Source organism: Methylobacterium sp. XJLW (assembly GCF_003254375.1).
Taxonomy (GTDB): Bacteria; Pseudomonadota; Alphaproteobacteria; order Rhizobiales; family Beijerinckiaceae; genus Methylobacterium; species Methylobacterium fujisawaense.
The window spans coordinates 5,297,377-5,318,088 of the sequence record NZ_CP016429.1 but is presented as its reverse complement, the minus strand read 5'-3'; the positions used below and the strand labels follow the sequence as shown (position 1 = coordinate 5,318,088).

General features: G+C 73.4%; 18 protein-coding genes. 6 read left to right on the top strand and 12 right to left on the bottom strand.

What is annotated here, in order from left to right:
• Positions 1–15: 15 nt before the first annotated feature.
• Genes A3862_RS24530 through A3862_RS24520 form a run of 3 tightly spaced genes read right to left on the bottom strand, consistent with a single transcriptional unit; the run spans position 16 to position 3,792 of the window.
• On the bottom strand, positions 16–1,428 hold the full coding sequence (locus A3862_RS24530) for an MATE family efflux transporter (protein WP_043756515.1): 1,413 nt from the start codon (positions 1,426–1,428) through the stop codon (positions 16–18).
• A complete protein-coding gene (locus A3862_RS24525) occupies positions 1,425–2,756 on the bottom strand; it encodes a lysine N(6)-hydroxylase/L-ornithine N(5)-oxygenase family protein (RefSeq protein WP_043382372.1) in 1,332 nt (443 codons plus the stop codon). The genes A3862_RS24530 and A3862_RS24525 overlap by 4 nt, the downstream gene beginning before the upstream one ends.
• Positions 2,757–2,787: 31 nt before the next feature.
• Positions 2,788–3,792, bottom strand: coding sequence for a GNAT family N-acetyltransferase (locus tag A3862_RS24520; protein WP_236952900.1), 1,005 nt, complete (start codon positions 3,790–3,792; stop codon positions 2,788–2,790).
• 186 nt (positions 3,793–3,978) lie between these two features.
• Here A3862_RS24520 and A3862_RS24515 point away from each other — a divergent pair, with 186 nt between their 5' ends.
• Positions 3,979–6,939, top strand: a complete 2,961-nt coding sequence (locus A3862_RS24515) for an amino acid adenylation domain-containing protein (protein WP_043756517.1) — start codon at positions 3,979–3,981, stop codon at positions 6,937–6,939.
• The gene (locus tag A3862_RS24510; RefSeq protein WP_043382476.1) at positions 6,936–7,715 is read left to right on the top strand and encodes a GNAT family N-acetyltransferase; all 780 of its coding nucleotides are present in this window, start codon (positions 6,936–6,938) and stop codon (positions 7,713–7,715) included. The genes A3862_RS24515 and A3862_RS24510 overlap by 4 nt, the downstream gene beginning before the upstream one ends.
• 27 nt (positions 7,716–7,742) lie before the next feature.
• Here the strand turns inward: A3862_RS24510 and A3862_RS24505 are convergent, their stop codons facing one another.
• Entirely contained in the window at positions 7,743–8,723 is a 981-nt protein-coding gene (locus A3862_RS24505) for a quinone oxidoreductase family protein (protein WP_043756519.1), read from the bottom strand.
• 87 nt (positions 8,724–8,810) lie between these two features.
• Between A3862_RS24505 and A3862_RS24500 the strand changes: the two genes are divergently transcribed.
• Entirely contained in the window at positions 8,811–9,722 is a 912-nt protein-coding gene (locus A3862_RS24500; RefSeq protein WP_043756521.1) for a LysR family transcriptional regulator, read from the top strand.
• On the opposite strand, the gene A3862_RS24495 is transcribed toward A3862_RS24500, so the two are convergent.
• Both A3862_RS24495 and A3862_RS24490 read right to left on the bottom strand, forming a co-directional pair.
• Positions 9,695–10,006: a hypothetical protein gene (locus tag A3862_RS24495; RefSeq protein WP_100793943.1), complete on the bottom strand. Its 312-nt coding sequence runs from the start codon at positions 10,004–10,006 to the stop codon at positions 9,695–9,697. The genes A3862_RS24500 and A3862_RS24495 overlap by 28 nt on opposite strands.
• Positions 10,003–10,779, bottom strand: coding sequence for an SGNH/GDSL hydrolase family protein (locus tag A3862_RS24490; protein ID WP_043756522.1), 777 nt, complete (start codon positions 10,777–10,779; stop codon positions 10,003–10,005). Before A3862_RS24490 ends, A3862_RS24495 begins: the two co-directional genes overlap by 4 nt.
• A gap of 379 nt (positions 10,780–11,158) precedes the next feature.
• Between A3862_RS24490 and A3862_RS24485 the strand changes: the two genes are divergently transcribed.
• Positions 11,159–11,923 carry a 3-hydroxyacyl-CoA dehydrogenase gene (locus A3862_RS24485; protein ID WP_236952901.1) on the top strand — a complete coding sequence of 255 codons (765 nt, stop codon included), beginning with the start codon at positions 11,159–11,161 and terminating at the stop codon, positions 11,921–11,923.
• 4 nt (positions 11,924–11,927) lie between these two features.
• Here the strand turns inward: A3862_RS24485 and A3862_RS24480 are convergent, their stop codons facing one another.
• Positions 11,928–12,176 (bottom strand): hypothetical protein, encoded by a 249-nt coding sequence (locus tag A3862_RS24480; RefSeq protein ID WP_043355542.1) that lies wholly within the window; start codon positions 12,174–12,176, stop codon positions 11,928–11,930.
• 210 nt (positions 12,177–12,386) lie between these two features.
• On the opposite strand from A3862_RS24480, the gene A3862_RS24475 reads away from it, so the two are divergent.
• The gene (locus A3862_RS24475; RefSeq protein WP_043382364.1) at positions 12,387–12,956 is read left to right on the top strand and encodes a PepSY domain-containing protein; all 570 of its coding nucleotides are present in this window, start codon (positions 12,387–12,389) and stop codon (positions 12,954–12,956) included.
• Between the two features lie 238 nt (positions 12,957–13,194).
• A complete protein-coding gene (locus A3862_RS24470) occupies positions 13,195–15,468 on the top strand; it encodes a xanthine dehydrogenase family protein molybdopterin-binding subunit (RefSeq protein WP_043756525.1) in 2,274 nt (757 codons plus the stop codon).
• Between the two features lie 62 nt (positions 15,469–15,530).
• On the opposite strand, the gene A3862_RS24465 is transcribed toward A3862_RS24470, so the two are convergent.
• The 5 genes from A3862_RS24465 to A3862_RS24445 all read right to left on the bottom strand — a co-directional run bounded on the left by A3862_RS24465 (position 15,531) and on the right by A3862_RS24445 (position 20,455).
• Positions 15,531–16,655, bottom strand: coding sequence for an aldo/keto reductase (locus tag A3862_RS24465; protein ID WP_111474056.1), 1,125 nt, complete (start codon positions 16,653–16,655; stop codon positions 15,531–15,533).
• Between the two features lie 157 nt (positions 16,656–16,812).
• Positions 16,813–17,493 carry a nickel pincer cofactor biosynthesis protein LarB gene (gene larB, locus A3862_RS24460; protein ID WP_043756527.1) on the bottom strand — a complete coding sequence of 227 codons (681 nt, stop codon included), beginning with the start codon at positions 17,491–17,493 and terminating at the stop codon, positions 16,813–16,815.
• Positions 17,490–18,311: a potassium ABC transporter ATPase gene (locus A3862_RS24455; RefSeq protein WP_043756528.1), complete on the bottom strand. Its 822-nt coding sequence runs from the start codon at positions 18,309–18,311 to the stop codon at positions 17,490–17,492. The genes larB and A3862_RS24455 overlap by 4 nt, the downstream gene beginning before the upstream one ends.
• Positions 18,308–19,633 carry a LarC family nickel insertion protein gene (locus A3862_RS24450; protein WP_111474055.1) on the bottom strand — a complete coding sequence of 442 codons (1,326 nt, stop codon included), beginning with the start codon at positions 19,631–19,633 and terminating at the stop codon, positions 18,308–18,310. The genes A3862_RS24455 and A3862_RS24450 overlap by 4 nt, the downstream gene beginning before the upstream one ends.
• A 111-nt stretch (positions 19,634–19,744) precedes the next feature.
• A complete protein-coding gene (locus A3862_RS24445; RefSeq protein WP_043355518.1) occupies positions 19,745–20,455 on the bottom strand; it encodes a Crp/Fnr family transcriptional regulator in 711 nt (236 codons plus the stop codon).
• Positions 20,456–20,712: the final 257 nt, after the last annotated feature.

Below are 20,712 nucleotides of genomic sequence, written 5' to 3'. Positions count from 1 at the left end.
GCCCGGCTCGGGGTCTCACGTGCCCTGGTGTGCGGCCTCGTGCGCCGCGGCCACCTGCATTGCCTCGCGGCCCTCGACCGGCGCTGCGCCGCCTGTCCGGCGCGCGCCGACGCACCACGCGAGCATCAGCGCCAAGCCGATCCCGTCGGCCAGGAACTCGGCCGCGACCCGGCTGGCGAGCACCCCCGTATAGCCGAGGAGCGGCGGCAGGATCAGGAGCGGCGGGATCAGCGCCAACCCCTGCGCCGCCAGCGACACGGCGGCGGCCCGGCGCGGCGCGCCGATCGCCTGGAACAGGGTCGCGGCCGTGAGCTGTAGGCCCACCGGCATGAAGGCCACGGCGAAGATCGCGGTGGCGCGCGCACCCTCCCGGGCGGTCCCCGGATCCTGCGCGAACAGGCCCGCGAGGGGCTCGGCCAGCACGATCATCAGGCCGCCCACGATGGCTCCGTAGGCGAGGGCGGCGGTGAGCACGAAGGCGAGGGCGCGGTGCAGGCGATCCCGGCGGCCGCCACCGGCGGCGTGGCCGAGGACGGCCTGGGCGCCCGCCATCGTCCCGAGGAGCGGCAGCGCCGCCACCAGGGTCAGCCGCAGGGCGATGCCCTGCGCGGCGACGGCGGCGTCGCCATAGGGGGCGGCCGCCTCCACGAACAGCGCCATCGCGAAGGCCGCGAGGAGGCTGGAGCCGGTGGCCGGCACGGCGAGGGTCAGGGCCTCGGCGAGAGCCGCCCGCCCGACCCGGCTGCCGGGCCATCGGACGCTGATGCGGTCCGGCCCCCGCGCCCGGGCGAAATGCAGGCCGTAAGCGGCCGCCCCCGCGAGCTGCGCGCCGATCGCCGCCCAGCCGGCTCCCGCCGTGCCGAGACCGCAGACCCGGATCAGCACCCCGTCGAGCAGGATGTTGAGGCCGAAGCTGCCGACCATGACGGCGCCGCTGAGGCGCGCATGGCCCTGGGCGCGCACGATGAAGCCGCCGACGATCATCACCAGCATCAGCGCCGTGCCGACCGTGGCGAGCGCCGTGTAGGGCGCGGCCTCCGCGGCGAGGGCGGCATCGGCGCCGAGGAGGCGCAGCCAGAACGGCGTGTCGGCGACGATCGCGGCCGTGACGGCGAGCCCGGCCGGCAGGCTCAGCCAGAAGCCCAGGCCGGCAGAGGCCGCGGCGCGGTCGTCGTCCCCCGCCCCGAGGGCGCGGGAGACCTGCGAGGCCGCCGCGATCCCCGCCCCGTAGCCGAGCGCCGCGACCAGCAGCGTGACCGGATACGCGATGGCGATGGTGGCGATCGCGGCCGCGCCGAGATCGGCCACGAACCACGCATTGACCAGCATCTGCAGCGCGTGGGCCGAGATGCCGAGGATCGCCGGCCCCGACAACCGCAGGACGAGGGCGACGACCCGGTCCTGGTCGAGATCGACCGGCCGCCTCACGGGGCCGCCGCAGCCGACCGGATGGCCGCCCGGGCGGCGCGTTCCTCTTCGAGGATCGTCTGCGCGATGGCGCCGGCCCGCACGGGCAGGATCGACAGCAACGTCTCGGTCAGACCATGCGTCGGCTCGCTGAAGCCCTGGAGGTGCAGGCTCACCCGGGGCTCGGCGCGCTCCAGCGGCAGGCGGTAGTGCCGGTCCGCGGTCTCGCCGGCCATGAATGGGCGCACGGGATCGAGGATCGCCGGCACCGCGGCGCGCTGGTAGCCGGTGGCGCAGATCACCGCCGCGTAGCTCTGCCGTTCCTCGGTGCCGGCGACGTCGTCGCGCAGGGTCGCGCGCAAGCCCTCCGATGCCGGCTCCAGCGCCACCACCCGAGTGCTCCGCCGCAGCCGGTAGCGGGTCACGCCGCTCACCGTCTGCTCGTAGAGCGTGGCGTAGAAGTCCTGGATCAGGTCGGCGTCGACCACCGCATAGTTGGTGGCGCGGTGGGCGGCGATCAGCTCGGCCCGGACCGGCGCGGGGGCGCCGTGGATCCGGTCGACGGCCGCAGGGTCGAAGATCTCGTTGACGAAGGGACTGTCGTCGGCGGGCTTCAGGGCGGGCCCGCGGATCGCGAGGTCGACGAGCGCCCGCGGGTAGCGTGCGCCGAGATCGGTGACGATCTCCACGGCGCTCTGGCCGCCGCCCACCACCAGGATGCGGGGCTCCGGCCCGTCCAGGCGCGGCGCCCCGAGGGCCTGCGCGATCCCCGGCAGGTACCAGGAGGAGTGGATCAGCCGCCGGTCCTGCGCGTGGGCCGCGAAGGGGGCCGGGATCGCCGGGTCGCCGCCCGCGGCCACGACGAGGTGACGGCAGCGGCGCAGGCGGCGCGTCCCGGCGCCGTCCCGGGCCTCGACCACGAAGGCGGCGAGCCGGCCGTCGCGGATCTCCGGCCGCACGGCCTCCACGGTCTCGCCATACGCGACCACGTCCGAGAAATGGTCCGCCGCCCAGGCCAGGTAGTCGTTGTACTCGACCCGGGACGGGTTGAACGTCTTGAGGTTGAGGAAGGTGCTGAGCCGCCCCTTCACGTGCAGGTAGTTGAGGAAGCTGAACGGGCTCGTCGGATCGCGCAGGGACACGAGGTCCTTCACGAAGCTGATCTGCATGTCGGCGCCGGGCAGCATCATCGCCCGGTGCCAGCCGAACCGATCCTGCCGCTCGATGAACCGCAGGGACGTCCGCGGCGGCCCGTCGCCCATCGCGTCCCGCAGGGCGATGGCCAGGGACAGGTTGGCCGGGCCGAAGCCGATGCCGATGATGTCGTCGGTCGCGGGGTGATCCGTCATCGCTCGCATCTCTGTTCGCTCGGGGGGCGGTCTAGGCCGGCACGGCGGGGGGCCGCGGCGCGGCGTCGGCGGCGGCCGCGCCCGGCACCCAGAGCCGGTCGCGGACGAAATGCTCGCGCGACAGGGCGACCAGGGCCGCCCGCTTGTGGGGGAAGTCGACGGTGGCGATCGTCGCGAAGCCGGAGGCGTGAAGATTCCGGATCTGCTGGGCGTGATCGGCCCGGGGCTCGCCGACGATCCGCTGCGTGCGCGGCTCGTCGAGGAGCAGGTAATGCATCAGCGACGGCAGCCACGCCGAGAGAACGGGCCGCCCGCGGACGGCTTCGTCGCCGATCGCCACGTGCCAGCCGCGGTCGTAGGGCCCGGCTTCGTAGAGCGGCCCGAGGCGGCTCTCCCGCGCCCAGTACAGCTCGAAATAGCCGAACGGCTTCCCGTCGAGGCAGCCGAACAGCGGCAGGGTCGCGGGATCGGACTGGAGCTTGGCGATGTATGCGGCATGCGCCGCGAGGGTGCCGGTCTCCTGCCAGATCGCGGCGACCCGGGGATCGTTCATCCAGGCGGAGAACAGGGCGACGTCGCCGGGCTCCGTCATCGTGCGGAAGCTCACGGTGCGGCCGAGCCAGGGGATCGCCCGCGCGTAGACCGTGCCGGCGGGCGTCCCGGGCCGCAGCGGGTGGCGGCGCCCGTCCGTGGCGGTGAACAGCTCGGGGAACGGCGGCCGGACCGCGGGAAGCCAGCGGGCGGCGCATTGCCAGAGAAGCCCCGGCAGGATCTCGACCCCGTCGCCGCTGCGCCGGGCCGCGCCGAGGTCGAGCAGTCGCCCGGTCGTCGCCGGATCGGCCGTCACGGCGATGCGCAGGACCCGCGTGTCCTCGGCGGTCAGCGCCTCGGCGCGCGCCAGGATCGCATCCACGGCGGCCGCCGGCTCGACCGAACCGGCGAGGCGGATCACCGGCACCTCCCGGGTCCCCTCCAGGGCCAGCGGCACCCGCGCGTCGGCGTGCGCCGTGTCGTCGTGCATCCCGTCCCTGGACATGCTGGGCCTCGAAGCGTCCGTCATCCGTCCTCCGCGTGTCGCCGGCACCTCCCTGACGGATGGGGCCGCCCGGCGTTCAGACCTTTCGTGCGGGCGCGGCCCGGAGGCCCCGGGGACGCCGCCGTGAACGGCCCCACGCCTCAACCGTCAGTTCATCGAGGCCCGGAGCGGCGCAGGAGCGAGCGGATGGACAGGCAGACCGGCCAGGCGGCGATGGCGGACGAGGCGGCGATCGCGGACACGGGCGCGGACACGGGCGGGGACACGACCGCGGACGCGGCCGGGGATTGGACCCTGGCACCGGTGGTGGTGGCCTTCGACCGGGCCGGGCGCGGCGCCTTCTGGCCGGCCGGCCGGGCGCTGCCCGCCGGCTGGAGCCGGGCATACGGCCCCTGCGGGATCGCGGCGGCGCGGGACTGGATCGCCGATCCGGCGCACGCGCCCGAAGCCGTCCCCCTGTCGGAGCCAGCCCCCGACGCCGACCGCGAGAGCGTCCCGGCCCGGCTCGCCCGCCTCGCCGCGGCCGAGCCCGGGCGGCCGGCGGTGGTGTTCGGGAACCGGACGATCACCCGGGGCGAGCTCGACACCTGGGCCTGCGCCCTCGCGGCCGGGCTCGCGGCCCGCGGGATCGGGCGCGGGGACCGCGTCGCGGTGGCGCTGGAGCGGTCGCCGGAGATGATCGTGGCGCTGCTCGGGGTTCTGCGGGCCGGCGCGGCCTTCCTGCCCCTCGATCCCGCATACCCCGCCGCCCGGGTGCAGCTGATGCTGGCGGATGCCGGCATCGCGCATTGCGTCACGACACCGGCGATCGCCGCGCGCCTGGAGCTTCCGGCGGGCCTCGCCCGGCTCGATCCAGCCGCCCTGGAAGCCGACCGAGCCGCCGCCGTCCCGGTGATGCCGGAGCCGGGGGATGCCGCCTACCTGATCTACACGTCGGGCTCCACCGGCATGCCGAAGGGCGTGCTCGTGGAACACGGCCCGCTCGCCATGCACTGCCGCACCACGGCCGCGGCCTACGCGATGGACGCGGAGTCGCGCGAGCTCCATGTCCTGTCCTTCGCGTTCGACGGCGCCCACGAGCGCTGGATGACGCCCCTCGTGGCCGGCGGCTGCATCGTGCTGCGCGGCCCCGACCTCTGGACCGCCGCCGAGACCCTGGCGCAGATCCGCCGGCACCGGGTGACCCATGCGGGCTTCCCCACGAGCTTTATCGGCCAGCTCGCCGACTGGGCCGAGCGCCTGGGCGAGGCCCCTTCGGTCCAGGTCTACTCCTTCGGCGGGGAGGGGATGCCCCGGGAGACCTTCGCGCGGCTCGGACGCGCCCTGAAGCCCCGGCTGCTGATCAACGGCTACGGCCCGACCGAATGCGTGATCTCGCCGCTGATCTGGGCGGTGCCGCCGGACGCGACCTTCGACGAGCCCTACGCGCCGATCGGCGGCCCGGTGGGCGCGCGGGCGGCCTACGTGCTGGGGCCCGATCTCGAACCCGTGGGCGCGGGGGAAACCGGCGAGCTCTACATCGGCGGCGGCCTCGCCCGGGGCTATTGGGCGCGTCCGGCGCTCACCGCCGAGCGGTTCCTGCCGGACCCCTTCGCCGCGGGCGGCGGCCGGATGTACCGAACCGGCGACCGCGTGCGGCGCCGCCCCGACGGCAGCCTCGCCTTCGCCGGACGGGCGGACGATCAGGTCAAGATCCGCGGCCACCGGATCGAGATCGGCGAGGTCGAGGCGGCTCTGCGGGGGCTGCCGGGCGTCGCGGAGGCCGTGGTCCTGCGCCGGGAGGGCCCGGCCGGTGCCTATCTCGCGGGCTACGTCGTGCCGTCACGCGGGCGCCGCCTGGAGCCCGGCCGCCTGCGCGCCGGCCTCGCCCGCACCCTGCCGGAGCCCATGGTGCCGGCGAGCCTGACCCTCCTCGACCGGCTTCCGGTGACCGCCAACGGCAAGCTCGACCGCCACGCCCTGCCGGACCCCGCCGCCGACGACCGGCGCGGGCGGCCCCCCGGCTCCGCCACGGAGCGGCGGCTCGCCGGGATCTGGTCCGAGGTCCTGGGCTTTCCGGTCCGGGTGGCGGACCGGCGCTTCTTCGAACTCGGCGGCGATTCCCTGTCGGCCCTGCGGCTGGTGGCGCGCCTGCGCCTCATCGCGCCCCGGGGCGGGATCGGCGTGGCGGACCTCCTGCGCGATCCCACCATCGCGGAGCTGGCGGCGCGGATCGATGCCGGAGCGGAGGCGGCCGACGAGGGCCTCGCCCCCACGGTCCGGCTGTCCGCCGGGCAACCGGAGAGCGACCGGCCGGTGCTGGTGCTGTTCCCGGGACTCCTGGTGAGCACCCGGGAATACGAGCCCCTGGTGGCCCATCTCGGCCCCGGGCAGGAGGCGCACGGCTTCCTGTGCGCCTCCCTGGTGGAGGCGGTCCGGCCGCTGCCGGCTGTGGCCGACCTCGCCGACGCCTATGCCGAGCGGGTGCGCGGCCTGATGCGCGGCCGCGCCGGCACGTGCGTCTTCCTGGGCTGGTCCTGGGGCGGAGTGCTGGCCTACGAGACCGCCCGCCGGCTCGGCCCCGGCTTCCCCCTGGCGTGCGTCGGCATGCTCGATGCCTGCGGCCTGGAGGCCAATTTCGCCCCCGGCGCCGGCCGGCCGATCGCGCCCGAGGAGCGGGCGGCCCACGAATCGCTGGTCGGCGCCTGGCTCGAGCGCTCGCCGATGCGTGCGCATTGGGCGGCCCTGCGCGCCCGCATGGACCCGGAGGCCGACCTGCAGTTCCTGCGCTTCCTGGCCGCCGAGCCGCAGCCCCTGCCGACCGACGGACCCGAGGTCGGAAGCCGGGAGCGGATGCTCTGGACGCTGGTCGACCACGCCATTCAGTTCCGCGGCCTCCGGCTGGAACCCGCCGCGGTGCCGGTCCACAGCTTCGTGGCGGCGGAGTCCCTGACCCGCGGCCTGCCGGTGATCGACTGGTCCGCGCTCACCAGCCGGCTTCTCGCGGTGGAGACCGTACCGGAAACCGATCATCTCGACATCGTCCTGTCGCCGTATCTCCACGACCGGATCGCCGCGCTGATGGCGCCCGGTGCCGGGGCATGGGGCCGGGCCGCGCGGACCGTCGCCGGGACTGCCGCCGGAGCCGCCGCCGGGACCGCCGCATGACTCCGCGGGATCCCGATCTGACCTTCGAGGCCCTGCGCGACGCCCATGTGGCCGCGCTCACCGGCTCCCTGATCGACGGCGTCGAGCACGGCCCCGGGGGGGCGGGTTACGTCTGGTCGCGGAGCATTCCGGACCCGACCCTGAACTTCGCCTTCGGGGTGCATCGGCCCGACCAGTTCGCCTGGGCGGGGGCCGCGGCCCTCGGGCGTGCCCGGGCGCCGGCCTTCCTGGCCCGGGACGACGCGGAGGTGGCGCTGCTGCGCGATCTGTTCGAGCCGGCGGCGCTCTACCCGGCGAGCTGGATGGTGGCGTGGCCGCGGCCGTCGTCGTCCGCGGCGGGTGGCGCGATCACCGTGCAGGCGGCGCCCGCACCGGGGCCGGATTTCGAGCGAGTCTTCGCTCACCTGTCCGACGACCCGGGCGTGCGGACGCATCTGCGCCGCTTCTATATCCCGGCCCTGCGCGCGGCCCGGAGCAGGACGGGACTCGCGCCGTTGCACCTCGTCCTGCGCGACGCCACCGGTCCGGCGGCCTGCGCGAGCCTTTACCTGCGCGGCGACAGGGCGGGGCTGTACAATGTCAGCACGCGGGCCGACCGGCAGCGTCGCGGCCTGGGCACCGCCGTGACCGTGGCGGCCCTGCGCGAGGCGCGGGCCCGCGGGGCCACACAGGTCTTCCTGCAATGCCCGGCCGGCGGCGCGGTCGAGGCGCTCTACGTCCGGGCGGGCTTCCGGACGGTCTGCGCGCCCACCCTGCTGTGCACGAGCCCGCCTTGATCGGGGCGCGTGATACGCGGCCCGGCGTCATGCCGAAACCGTGAGGATCACACTCCCGGTCGTGCGTCCCGCCTCCAAGTCGGCATGGGCTTGGCCCGCGTCCCGCAGCGGGTACGCGGCACCGATCGGGTTGGTCAGTCCGGATTGCAACGCCGCCAACAGATCGGAACAGCCCCGGCGGTAGCAGTCCGGATCGTTGGCATAGGCGATCACGCTGGGGCGCATCAGTGCGAGCGCGCGGCTCCCGCCCAGATCCTCGACCCGGACCGGCGGGATGGGTCCAGCCGGCTGCCCAATGCTGGCCACCATCCCGAACGGCCGGACCGCGTCCAAGGTTCGGGTCAGCATGGCGCCGCCGATGCCGTCGATGGCGAGGTGGACACCCACGCCATCCGCGACGGCGCGGGCGCGCGCGACCCAGTCAGCCTGTCCGTGAAGGAACACCGCATCGGCGCCGGCAGCTTCAGCCTGAGCCCGCTTGCTCTCGGACCCGACCGTGCCGATCACGCCTGCGCCGATGCGTTTCGCCCATCGGGTGACGAGCTGGCCCAGTCCGCCGCCGGCAGCGTGGACCAGGATCCAATCTCCCGGCTGCACGACCCGCACCGAATGCAGCAGCATGTGAGCGGTCAGGCCGCGCAGCATCGTACCGCCCATAACGTGTTCGGAAAGGCCGTCGGGCAGCTTGATCAACCGGCTCTCCGGCAGGACGCGGGCCTCGGCATAAGCCCCCATCGGCATGCCGTGATAGGCGACGCGGTCACCGACCTTGAGCGACACGACGCCCAAACCGACAGACTCGACCGTCCCGGCACCTTCGAACCCCAGAACCGCAGGAAGTCCTTCATGGGGATAAAGACCGGTGCGATGATATATATCGACGAAATTTACGCCGATGGTTGATTGGCAAATACGAACCTCACCGGGCCCCGGATCCTGCACTTTCACTCTGATCGGCAGAAGAACTTCCGGTGTACCGGGTCTGCTCATTGCTATGGCTATCGTCATGGTCCACCTCCGCACCGGCAGAGAATGGCTTTTTGACCGGCGAGGAAATTCCGAGTTTTCTCACAGCCTCCTTGCGGAGATCCACGGATGCTCGACTGGCAGGACCTTCACTACTTTTCGGTTCTGGCGCAGTCCGGCTCCCTCTCGGCCGCAGCGCGGGCGCTGGGCGTCGATCACGCGACCATCGGGCGGCGTGTCTCGGCCCTGGAGAAGGCCCTTGCTGTTCGGCTGGTCGAACGGCTACCGCGCCGTGTCGCCCTGACTGGAGAGGGCAGGGCGATCGCCGCCATGGTCGAGACGATGTCTGGAACGGTGCATGCCATCGAGCGCTGTGCGCGTGGACTCGCGGCTTCACCCGCCGCGACCGTCCGCGTCAGCGCCCCGCCCGCTGTCGCGGCCCGGCTGATCGCCCCGCAGGTGATAGACTTCCATCGAATCCATCCAGGGACCACGCTTATCCTTTCGGGGACCTCCCACCGGGCGGCGCTGGATCGGGGGGAGGCGGACATCGCCGTACGGTTGACGCGTCCTGACGACCCGGACCTCGTCATCCGGCGCATTGGGCTCATGCGATTCGCGCTGTATGGCACGCCGGAACTCGCAACGCGGCCGCCGGCCGAATGGACCTTCATCGGCTACGATCCGGCTCTGGACCATGTGCCGCAGCAGGCTTGGCTGCGGAGCCTGCTGGCCGGGCGACCCATCGTGTTTCAGGCCAGCGATCTGTTCGGACAGCAAGAAGCGGCGCGGGCGGGCCTCGGTGCGGCGGTTCTTCCGCGCTTTATCGCAGACGACGATGCAGCCCTCGTCCGCTTGCCCATCAAGCCGATGCCGCCGATGCGCGAGATCTGGCTAGCGACCTATCCAGACCTGAAGCGTTCGCTCCCGATCCGTGCCACGATGGCCTTCCTGATGGCAGCCGTTGGCCGAGGCTGCCCGGTCACCGCACCGGAGGCGCAAACGGCAAGCTCTCAGAACTTTTCCGCGCCATACCCATAGGGCGTGACCTGGAAGACGAACCCAATCTCCGCCTCGGAGTCGCGCAAAGCCAGGGCGCTCGCCGGCCCGGTCACAATCTTACCGGCACCCACCCGCCGGGCCTCATACCGACCGCGGAGCCCGAGGGCCGCCAGAGCCGCCAGGGCGTGCCGCGCAGCCCGGGGTCGCCGGACGCCATTCTCGGCGAGCCAGACCGTCGCGTCCTCGGGCCAGAACCGCAGGGGCAGCTGCGGCGCGGCACAGCCCGGATCTGGGCGCGCGGCCCGGAGCGCGCGGATCCTCACGGCCGGCCGACCCAGGCCGCGCGCAGGACCCGCAGGGGCGCCGTCGCGGCAGGCGCCGTCGCGACGGGCGTCGGGCGGGGCCCGGGACAGGGCACATCCGGGCGGAGCGGCCGCCCGGCCGGAGGGACCATGCCCGCCACCGCGCGGGAGAGCGCCGCGGCCAGGGGCGCGTAATCGGCCAGATGCACGCCGTCCCGGTGGAGACCGGGGCCGGCGAGCCCCCCGGTGCCGGCGCGCCACGCCGCGAACGGGTCGAAGAAGGTGTGGCCCCCCTCGGCACACAGCCTCGCCAAGCGGTCCGAAAAGACCGCGACGGCGGCGGGATCCCGGCCGGTCGCCCCGATTCCCACCGGCGGTACGGCGGCGACGAACACCTGTGCCGACCACGCCTCCAGACTGCGCAGGATGCGCCGGACATCGGCCTCGAACCGGTCGACCACGCGGGCCCGCTCGGGATGCCGCCAGCGCTGGAGGTCGTTGGTGCCGATGATCAGCACCGCGGCCGCGCAGCGGGTCGGCACGCGCAGCTCCGCGAGATGGCGGCCGCAATCGACCGCGGTGCTGCCGCCGACGGCGATGTTGATGCAGGCCCGGCCGCCGAGATCCGGCGTTCCGACGAACTCCGCGTGGGAGTTGCCGGCCAGCAGCACGCTGTCCGGCGCGGCCGCCCGCAGGGCTGCGCGGATGCCGGGACGCCGGTCGGCGAACCGGCGCCCGACGATCCGCCCATGCCGCCAGTGCCGGGCGGCGGTCTCGATCCAGGGGACGTCCATGACTGTCCTGATCAGGCGTGAGGGCTCGGCCGCTCCCGGATGGCCGGGACCGGAGAATGACGGGTGCGGTCCGCGACAGAACCGTCACGACCGCACGACTCGGCCGCACCATGACTTGGCCGCTCCCTGACATGGACACGGCATGACTTGGCGACCGGGCACCGAAGCGCGGGAAACACGGGGACATCCGATCCGCAACCGCAGATCGTCTTCGCATCTTCTATGTGGGAAAATTTCACACGTCAATCGCCCAGCGGAACGGATCGGTCCCGGATCTGAACGGGGACGACTTCCGGCCGCTGCGGCGCCGCGCTAGGTCGGTGGCCGCGGGGCGCCGTCGGTCGCCCGGAACCGTCGGGGGGCCAGGATGGCCAGCGAGATGATCAGGGATCGGGTCTTCATCGTCACGGGCGCGGGCTCCGGCCTCGGGGAGGCGACGGCGCGGGGCCTCGCGGCGGCGGGGGCCCGGGTGGTCGTGGCCGACATCGCCCGGGAGGCCGGCGCCCGGGTGGCGGCGGATCTCGGGACGCAGGCGCGCTTCGTCGAGACGGACGTCACCCGCGAGGCCGATGGCGCGGCGGCGGTCCGGACGGCGCTGGACGCCTTCGGGCACCTCCACGGGCTCGTGAACTGCGCCGGCATCGCGCCGGGGGAGAAGGTGGTCGGCCGCGACGGGCCGCACCGGCTCGAGACCTTCGCGCGGGCGGTCTCGGTCAACCTCGTCGGCACCTTCAACATGATCCGGCTGGCGGCCGACGCCATCGCCCGGGAGGCGCCGGACGCGGCGGGCGCCCGGGGCGTGATCGTCAACACCGCCTCGATCGCGGCCTTCGACGGCCAGATCGGGCAGGCCGCCTACGCGGCCTCGAAGGGCGGCGTGGTCGCCATGACGCTGCCCCTCGCCCGGGAACTCGCCCGGCACGGCATCCGGGTGGTGACCATCGCGCCGGGCATCTTCGAGACCCCGATGATGGCGGGGCTGCCCCAGGACGTGCAGGACACCCTCGGCCAGAGCGTGCCCTTCCCGCCGCGCCTCGGCCGCCCGTCGGAATACGCGGACCTCGTCCGCCACATCTGCGAGAACCCGATGCTGAACGGCGAGACGATCCGGCTCGACGGGGCGCTGCGGATGCCGCCGCGCTGACGGCTCAGCCGATCGACACGCTGGTCAGAACCGCGGCGGCCCGGCGGACCTCGGCGGCGATCATCTCCTCGCTCGGACCGTCGATCGGCATATCCGACAGGATCGCCGCCACGTCGCGCTTCACGTCCTCGCGGATCTCCGGGTTCTCCTCGGAGAGCCGCCCGATCAGGACGCCGAGCACGATCTCCAGGGCGGACAGCTTGGCGTGCAGGCGCGTGAAATCGTCCAGCGGCTCGGGCTCGTGCGCGGTCATGGCCTGCTCCATCCGTGAGGGCTCCGCCGTCGCCGAGGGGCACGCCGGATCGTCAGCGTCTCATACAGGGGCCCCGGCCGCCCGTCTCGCGGGGCGCCCGGCCGCGCTCCGGGGCGACGGCGGCAGAATTTTTTCCGGGCGCGGGCAACCGGATTTCCGGACCCGACGTTTCACGCTCCCGTGAACGAGCCCGCAAAGGGACTACCCGCCATGATCACCCGCCTCACCGCTGCCGCTGGCCTGCTCGCTCTCTCCGCCAGCTTCGCCGTGGCCCAGACCCCCACCGCGACCCCCGCCGAACCCGCCACCAAGGCCGACAGCAACCTGAAGGAGTGGCAGGTTGCCAAGGTCGCCAAGGTCGGCCTCGCCCAGGCGCTCGCCACCGCCGAGTCGCAGGGCGACGAGAAGGGCGGCCGCGCCATCGACGCCGACTTCGAGAAGGCCGACAGCAAGGATCCGGCCCACTACGCGATCAAGGTCGTCTACCCGAGCGGCAAGCTGGTCGAATACGGCATCAACGCCGATACCGGTGCCCTCTACAAGACCGAGAACCAGCCGATCGAGCGCTACTTCACCCGGCTGAAGGCCTCCGACTTCCAGAACGCCAAGACCTCGCTGAAGGACGCGCTGGCCATCGCCGAGCAGAAGGCCGGCGGCGGCAAGGCCTACGAGGCCGAGGTCGAGAAGGACGGTTCCGCGGTTCAGTACGAGATCAAGGTCGCCGGCGCCGACAAGGAGCAGGAGATCAAGGTCGGGCCGGACGGCAAGGTCCTGAACTGAGGCGCCGGGCTGCGGCGCAGGCCGCCGCAGCCGGCCCCGTCCTCGCGCGGGGCGCGCGCAATCCGGGGGACGCCCGGCCGATCCAGGCCGCGCTGCCCCGAAGCGCTTCATGCGCGAGGACGGCTCGGCCGGAGCGGCCGCTGCAACCTGTCGCCCCGCGGCGAGCGGACCCGAACCACCGTCTCGTCCATTCCCTTCGTAAGCGGCGGCCGGAGCGGCCGCGGACGGGAAGGGCAGGATGGACGCACGCGCGCTGGACGAGGGTCATCTCGGACGGGCCCATACCCGGGTCGAGGGCCCCGACAAGGTCACGGGCCGGGCCCTCTACAGCTCCGACCGCATTGGCCCGGAGACCGCCACGGCCCACGCCGCCCTGGTGACCAGCAGCATCGCCCGGGGCCGCATCACCGGCTTCGACCTCGAAGCCGCCGGGCGGGTGCCGGGTCTCCTGGGGATCTTCACCCACCGGGATTTCGCGGGCGCGGTGGCGCCGGTGAAGCACCTGATGGCCGGCGGCTTCGCCAACAGCTCGCACCGCCCCCTCGACTCCGAGGCGATCGCCTATGCCGGCCAGATCGTGGCGCTGGTCGTGGCGGAGACGCAGGAAGCGGCCGCGGCGGCGGCGGGCGCGGTCCGGGTCGCCTACGCGGCCGAGCCCGCCGCCGGCGGCTTCGATGCGCCCGGCGCCGAGACCGTGCGGCTGGCTGACCTGAAGCCCCATCACGAGGACATCGCCCGCGGTGATGCCGAAGCCGCCCTGCATACGGCGGCCGTCCGGATCGAGGCGCGCTACGAGACCCCGGTCCAGCACCACAACCCGATCGAGCTGTTCACCACCCGGGCCGCCTGGGACGGCGACAGGCTCACGGTGCACGAGCCGACCCGCTACGTCGGCGCAGTCCAGCACGGACTCGCCACGCAGCTCGGCCTCGATCCCGCGCAGGTGCGGGTGGTGGCGGGCCTGATCGGCGGCCATTTCGGCTCGAAATTCGCGCTGTCGCAGCACACGGCGCTCGTCGCCCTGGCGGCCAAGCGCCTCGGCCGGCCGGTTTCCCTGGTCCCGAGCCGGCGGCAATGCTTCACCATCGCCAATTACCGGCCGGAATCCCGCCACCGCATCCGGCTCGGCGCCGACCGGACGGGCCGCTTCACCGCCCTGGTCCACGAAGCCGACACCGTGACCTCGCGCTTCGATCCCTTCGTCATGGAGGGCGCGGAGGTGACCGCGAGCCTCTACGCCTGCCCGAACATCCGGACCGAGGAGCGGGCCGTGCGGGTCGACCGCAACACGCCGGGGCCGATGCGGGCGCCCCCGGAGGTCCCGTTCCTGTTCGCCCTGGAGAGCGCCGTCGACGAGATGGCGGCCGCGCTCGGCATGGACCCGATCGAGTTGCGCCGGCTCAACGACACGGCGATCGATCCGGTCTCGGGAAAACCGTTCTCGACCCGGCCGCTGATGGCCTGCTTCGATGCGGGCGCCAAGGCCTTCGGCTGGTCGCGCCGGGTGCCGCGTCCGGGTTCGATGCGCGACGGTCCCTGGCGGGTGGGTCTCGGCTGCGCCACCTCGGTGCGGCCGGTGAAGACCGCCGCCGCGACGATGCGGGTCCGGCTGGGCCCGGACGGGTCCGCGGAGGTGGCCTGCGCGCATCACGAGATCGGCAACGGCATCACCACGCTGCTCGCCATGGGTGCCGCGGACGGGCTCGGGGTGCCGGTTGAGCGGGTCACGGTCCGGCTCGGCGACACGGAGCTGCCGGCCGCGGGCATCTCGGGCGGATCGAGCACGACCACCAGCCTGATGAACGCCCTGGCATTGGGCTGCGGGCAGATCCGCGAGACCCTCGCGCAGGCCGCGACCGGGCAGGGCGGCCGCCTCGCCGGCCATGATCCGGGGACGCTGCGCCTCGCGGACGGGCGGCTCGTGGCCCCGGACGGGGCCGGGATCGCGCTGGCCGAGGCGGTCGGACCGGCGGGCGTGGAGACCGTCGCGGCGTTCGTGCCCGAAGGCGGCGACCACGAGACGGCGCTCGCGGGCCTGCGGCAGGGCCATATCGGGCTCAGCCTCGGCGGGGGCGGGAAAGCCGTCTCCTGGGGCTTCGGCGCGCAGTTCGCGGAGATCCACGTCCATGCCGAGACCGGGGAGATCCGGGTGGCCCGGCTCACCGGCGCGTTCGCGGCGGGGCGCATCCTCAACCCGCTGACCGCGCGGAGCCAGCTCACGGGCGGGATGATCTGGGGCCTCGGCTCGGCGCTGCTCGAAGAGACAGTGCTCGACGGTGCCGCCTACCGCAACCCGGATCTCGCCGAATACCTCGTCCCCACGGCGGCCGACGCGCCGGAGGTCGAGGCGCTGCTGGTACCCGATCCCGACGACCGGGTGGACGCGCTGGGCCTGAAGGGTCTGGGCGAACTCGGCATCATCGGGGTGAACGCCGCCATCGCCAATGCCGTCCACCACGCCACCGGCCGCCGCATCCGCAGCCTGCCGATCCGGCTGGAGGACGTGGCGTAACGCCGGCCGCTTCTCCCTCCCCCTCTGCGGGGGAGGGAGGGCGCGCCTTTCTGCGACCCGCTCTACTCCATCGTCGGCGCGAGCTTCTTCACGCTTGCCACATCCTCGCCCAGCCATGCCGCGTTCTTGGCCGTGCCGTCGAAGGTCGCGCTCGTCTTGAACAGCTCGTACTTGCCCTCCAGCGCGTAGGGCTTCGACCGCGACAGCAGCTCGGCCACCGCCGCCTTGTCCATCGGCTTGAAGGTCTTCACCGCCTCGAAGGCCTGGTCGAGGTCGCGCTGGTTCTGGATGCCGGTGATCACCACCGAGACCGGCAGGTTCAACGAGAAGTGCAGGTACTCGATCGGCTTGATCGGCGCGTCCGCCTTCAGGATCACCCCGTCGCCAAAAGTCTTCATGGCGAGCGGCGCGATGCCGTTCTGCACGAGATAGGGCAGGACGAGGTGGCTGAACGAGCGGAAATGCGCGTCCATCACGTTGACGGGCATCTGCACGGAATCGAAGTGGAAGCCGCGCTCGGCGGCGACCTCCAGCATCTGCAGGTGGATGCGCGGGTCCTTGTGGCCGGTGAAGCCGATGTAGCGCAGCTTGCCGGCCTTCTTGGCCTCCAGGAAGCCTTCCATCGCCCCGCCCTCGGCGAAGACCCGGTCCGGGTCGTCGAAGCGCAGGATCTCGTGGTGCTGGACGAGGTCGATCCGGTCGGTGCGCAGGCGCAGGAGCGACTGGTCGATCTGCTTGATCGCCTCCTCCTTGGTCCGCCCGTCCATCTTGGACATCAGGAAGACCTTGTCGCGATAGCCGCCCTGGGCGAGGGCCGCGCCCATGCGCAGCTCGGAGCGCCCGTCGTTGTAGTCCCAGCAATTGTCCATGAAGGTGATGCCGCGATCGATCCCGGCATGGATCAGCCGCGTCGCCTCGTCGTCGGTCACGGCCTTCTTGCCGAGGTGGAACCCGCCCATGCCGATCGCCGAGATCTTTTCCGACGTCTTCCCGAAGGTCCGGTAGAGCATCTCGCCCCGGCGCTCGCCGGGATCGATGACGAAGGGCAGGTCCGCCGGGTCCTGCGGGCGGTTGCCCGGGAGCACGGGGGCGTTCACGGCCGCACCTGCGCTGCCGGCGCCCGCGAGGCTTGCGCCCGAAAGTCCTGCGCCGAGCACGGCGCCCTGGAGGAAGCTGCGGCGTTCCATCGGCTGTCTCCGTTCGAGGATGTGGGGATCGGTGCCGGCAGGCCCCGTGTCGGGGCTGCTGCCGTCGAAAAAGGCGGCGCGTGTCGCCTCTCCCGTGCGGGGGAGGGGGCTCGTCGCGCTGCCTGCCGTGTGGCGTGGGATAACGGTTCGCGCCGGCTCATCGTTCGGTCTCCGCGGCGAGGCGTCCTGCCGCGTGGAGCAGGCGCAGGGCGGCGCAGGCGGCGCCGTAGCCGTTGTCGATGTTGACCACCGTGATGCCGGGGGCGCAGCTCGCCAGCACGGCGTCGAGGGCGGCGCGGCCGCCCGCGGCGACGCCGTAGCCCACGGAGGTCGGGACCGCGATCACCGCGCCGGCCACGAGGCCGCCGACGACGCTGGGCAGCGCCGCATCCATGCCGGCGGCGACGATCACCACCGGATGCGCGCGGATCTCCTCGATCCGCGTGGTCAGCCGCCACAGGCCGGCGACGCCGACATCGGCGAAGAGCGCGGCAGCCCGGCCGGCATAGGCCAGCACCCGCAGGGCCTCGCGGGCGACGGGCACGTCCGAGGTGCCGGCCGCCACCACGGCGACCCGGGCCGGGCCCGTGATCCGGGGCGCCTCGCCGAACACCGCCGTCCGGGAGACCGGGCAATAGTCGAGGCGGGCCGCCGCATCGAGCCGGTCGCGCTTCTCCGGATCGAGGCGGGTGAGGAGGAGCGAGGCGCCCCGGGCGCGAGCGGCCTCCAGGATCGCGTCGATCTGCTCAGGGCTCTTGCCGGCGCAGAAGATCGCCTCCTCCAGCCCGATCCGCTCCGACCGGGCGAAGTCGAGGGTGAATTCTTCAGCGACGCTCACGAACGGGCCTCCCCCTGCTGCACCAGGAAGGCGCTGCCGACCCGGTAGGGCGCGAACCGGACCGGGCCGGCGAGACGCGCCGGCGCGATCTCCCGGATCCCGGCCCCGAGTTCGGCGCGGCTGTCCGCGTCGAGGGCCGCCAGGCTCCCGGGATCGAGTTCCACCACCACGCCCTCGGCGCGCACCCGGCAGCGGACCGCCCGCTTGGCGCCGGTCCCCGTAGCGAGGGCGCCCCCCACCAGCCGCTCGACGGCGTGGATGAAGCCCAGCGTCTCCGGCTCGATCGGGATGCCGGTCTCGACCCGGCTCGACAGGCACGGGGCCGCCGGCAGCTCCGCCACGGCGCCGAGGCCGAGGTCGCGGGCGAGCGCCCGCACGGAAGCCTTGTCGAACCCCGCCTCCACGTAGGGGTGGCGCACGCCGTGCTCCCGGGCGGCGTCGAGGCCGGGGCGGTACTCGCCGAGGTCGTCGCGGTTGGCGCCCGAGAGGATCTGCCGGTCGGTGACGGCCCGGACCGCCCCGTACAGGTTGGTCTTGCAGAAGAAACAGCGGTTGACCGGGTTGGCCCGGTAGGCCGGGTCGGCGAACTCGCCGGCCTCGATCACCCGCAGGGCCCAGCCCTCGCGGGCGCCCTCGGCGCGGACCCGCGCGGTCGCCTCCTCCGGCACGGCCGGCGAGACCGCGTGCACCACCAGGGTCGTGCCCGGCGCCAGCCGGTGGGCGAGGGTGGCGAGGGTCAGGCTGTCGACCCCGCCGCTCACCGCCACGGCGACGGGGCCGAGTCCCGCCAGGACGGCTTCGAGTTTCTGGCGCGTCACCGCTCCTCCTCCGGCACAGTCAGGGCGAGGCGCTCGGCCTCGCGGCGCAAGCGCGCCCGTGCGGCGTGACCCGCGTGGTCGCGGGCATCGTCGGCCTCGGCCTTGGCGGTGCGCCCGCCGGGGCGGTCCACGACCTTCACCCGGACGGGTCGGCCCGCATGATCCACCGTGCGGGCCTCGCGGTCGAGCACCGCCCCCTCGACCCGATGGTAGCGCAGGCCGATCGTGGTGGTCTCCCGGAAGCAGGCCGCGATCGCCGCCTCCAGGCTCTCCGGGCGGACCAGAACCTGGATCCGGGCCATCATCCGGCCCTTCTTGCCGAGGACCGGCGCCTGCACGACGTCCAGGATTCCGGGCTCACCCCGCAGCCGGTCGAGGCCCATGGCGAGATCCTCGCCGGACTGGTCGTCGATCTCGAAGGCGATCACCGCGAGGTCCCGCCGGCCGGGACGGGCGGCCGCCTCATCCAGCACCAGGACGCGCAGGCAGTTGCTCAGGCCCGGCAGGACCTTGGTGCCGAACCCGATGCCGGTGCGCCCGAGAATGCCCCGCGGACGGCCCCGCCCGGGGTCTTCGCCGCAGAGATGGCGCAGGATCGCCGCGCCGGTGGGGGTGACGCGCTCGCCGGGCACGCCGTCGTCGAGGGTCGAGAAGCCCTCGAGGAGCAGCGTCGTGGCGGGGGCCGGGACGGGGAGGGGACCATGCTGGGTCCGCACCCGGCCGGAGCCCAGCGGCAGGGCCGAAACGCTCCAGCTCCGCGCCCCCAGCGCGGCGATCAGGTGGGCGGCGGCGACGATGTCGGCGATGGAATCGAAGGCGCCGACCTCGTGGAACGCCACCGCCTCGACCGCGATGCCGTGGACCCGGGCCTCGGCCGCGGCGAGGTGGCCGAAGATGGCGAGGGCCTGCGCCCGGACCGCCGGCGCGAGATCCGCCGCCTCCAGCGCGGCGCGGATCTCCGACCAGGGCCGGTGTCCGTGACCGTGACCCTGATCGTGGCCATCGCCGTGACCGTGGCCGTCATCATGGGCGTGATCGTGGGCGTGATCGTGGGCGTGATCGTGGGGATGCGGATGGTCGTGGCGTGCCGGGTGGTCGTGTCGGTGCGGCGCGGGTCCGGGCTCCACCCCGGGGGCCGAAACGGCGAAGCGCGCGCCGCTGAGGATCCCGTCATTGTGCGCCCGGACCGCGCAGGCGATGCGCCCGTCGACCGCCCGGATGCTGGCGGAGACGCCGGCCTGATGCTCGGGGAAGGCGTCCAGCAGGGCGGCGGCGAACATGTCGCCGGCCACGCCGCCGAGCGCGTCGAGGTGGATGTGCATCGTGTGTCGCGCGGGCCCGTGCCGGGAGGGAGGTCCGCCTCAGATCGGCCGCGGCGGTTCCGCGGCAAGGTTCGGCCGGCCTGCGGGGCCGCGGCGTATCGCCCGCGCCGGTCAGGAGAGCTGCAGATAGGCCGGATCGAACAGCCCCCGCTCCATCAGCCCGTCGAGGTCGCGGATCGTCAGGCGCCGGCTGCGCAGGGCGACGAGGCCGCTGATGCGCAGCTCCTTCAGGGTGCGGTTGATGTGCACGCTCGTCTGGCCGAGGGCATCGGCGAGGTCGGGCTGGGTCACCGGCATCGGCAGCGTCATCCCGTCCGCGAGGCCGACGCGTGTCAGTCGCAGGTGCAGCTCGCAGAACAGGTGCGCCAGCCGCTCGATCGCCGAGCGCCGGCCGACGCTGGCGATCCACTCCCGGTGGAGGGCCGTGGTGGCGAGCATCTCCCGCCACAGGCATTCCTCCACGGCCGGCCGGCCGCGGATCGCGTCGCCGAGCTGGTCCGGCGCGATCCGGGCGACGGTGACGGAGGTCAGCGCACCGATGGCGTGGTCCATGTGCGCCCGGCGGAAGACGAACGGATCGCACAGGTCGCCCGGCAGGAGCAGCGCGACGATCGCCCGCCGCCCGTCCGGAAACTGCTTGTACCGGCAGGCCCAGCCGTCGAGGATGAGGTGCGTGTGGGACGGGTCGCTCTGCTGCCCTTCGATATCCTGACGGGCCGCGACATGGCGGACGTGCTGGCGCCCCAGCCCGTCGAGGACCGCGCGGTCCTCGGGTGCGAGCCGGACGTGCCGCTCCATCTTCCGCACGAACGGGTTCTCCACGTCCCCCTCCGGTCAGATCACCGCGACACCGGCGTGTCGGCGACCCTCGGGAGGGAGACGGGCCCGACCGGAGATTCGGCCGCGTCGCGGCCGGGTACACGGGACCGGGGGACGTCGCGCGCGTCCGAAGCGTCCCGCACGACGGTGCCGCCGGGGGTATCGGTGAAATAATGGGACAAGGATATTTCTATCGGCAGGGACCAAACCGTCATCCGAACATCGAAATCCGGATCATCTTGATCGGCTTGTGCCTGCAG

Coding starts and splice junctions, on each gene's coding strand:
- A3862_RS24525 (WP_043382372.1), bottom strand. CDS start 2,756: ATGACGGATCACCCCGCGACCGACGACATCATCGGCATCGGCTTCGGC.
- A3862_RS24520 (WP_236952900.1), bottom strand. CDS start 3,792: ATGTCCAGGGACGGGATGCACGACGACACGGCGCACGCCGACGCGCGG.
- A3862_RS24515 (WP_043756517.1), top strand. CDS start 3,979: ATGGACAGGCAGACCGGCCAGGCGGCGATGGCGGACGAGGCGGCGATC.
- A3862_RS24510 (WP_043382476.1), top strand. CDS start 6,936: ATGACTCCGCGGGATCCCGATCTGACCTTCGAGGCCCTGCGCGACGCC.
- A3862_RS24505 (WP_043756519.1), bottom strand. CDS start 8,723: ATGACGATAGCCATAGCAATGAGCAGACCCGGTACACCGGAAGTTCTT.
- A3862_RS24500 (WP_043756521.1), top strand. CDS start 8,811: ATGCTCGACTGGCAGGACCTTCACTACTTTTCGGTTCTGGCGCAGTCC.
- A3862_RS24490 (WP_043756522.1), bottom strand. CDS start 10,779: ATGGACGTCCCCTGGATCGAGACCGCCGCCCGGCACTGGCGGCATGGG.
- A3862_RS24485 (WP_236952901.1), top strand. CDS start 11,159: ATGATCAGGGATCGGGTCTTCATCGTCACGGGCGCGGGCTCCGGCCTC.
- A3862_RS24480 (WP_043355542.1), bottom strand. CDS start 12,176: ATGACCGCGCACGAGCCCGAGCCGCTGGACGATTTCACGCGCCTGCAC.
- A3862_RS24475 (WP_043382364.1), top strand. CDS start 12,387: ATGATCACCCGCCTCACCGCTGCCGCTGGCCTGCTCGCTCTCTCCGCC.
- A3862_RS24470 (WP_043756525.1), top strand. CDS start 13,195: ATGGACGCACGCGCGCTGGACGAGGGTCATCTCGGACGGGCCCATACC.
- A3862_RS24465 (WP_111474056.1), bottom strand. CDS start 16,655: ATGGAACGCCGCAGCTTCCTCCAGGGCGCCGTGCTCGGCGCAGGACTT.
- A3862_RS24450 (WP_111474055.1), bottom strand. CDS start 19,633: ATGCACATCCACCTCGACGCGCTCGGCGGCGTGGCCGGCGACATGTTC.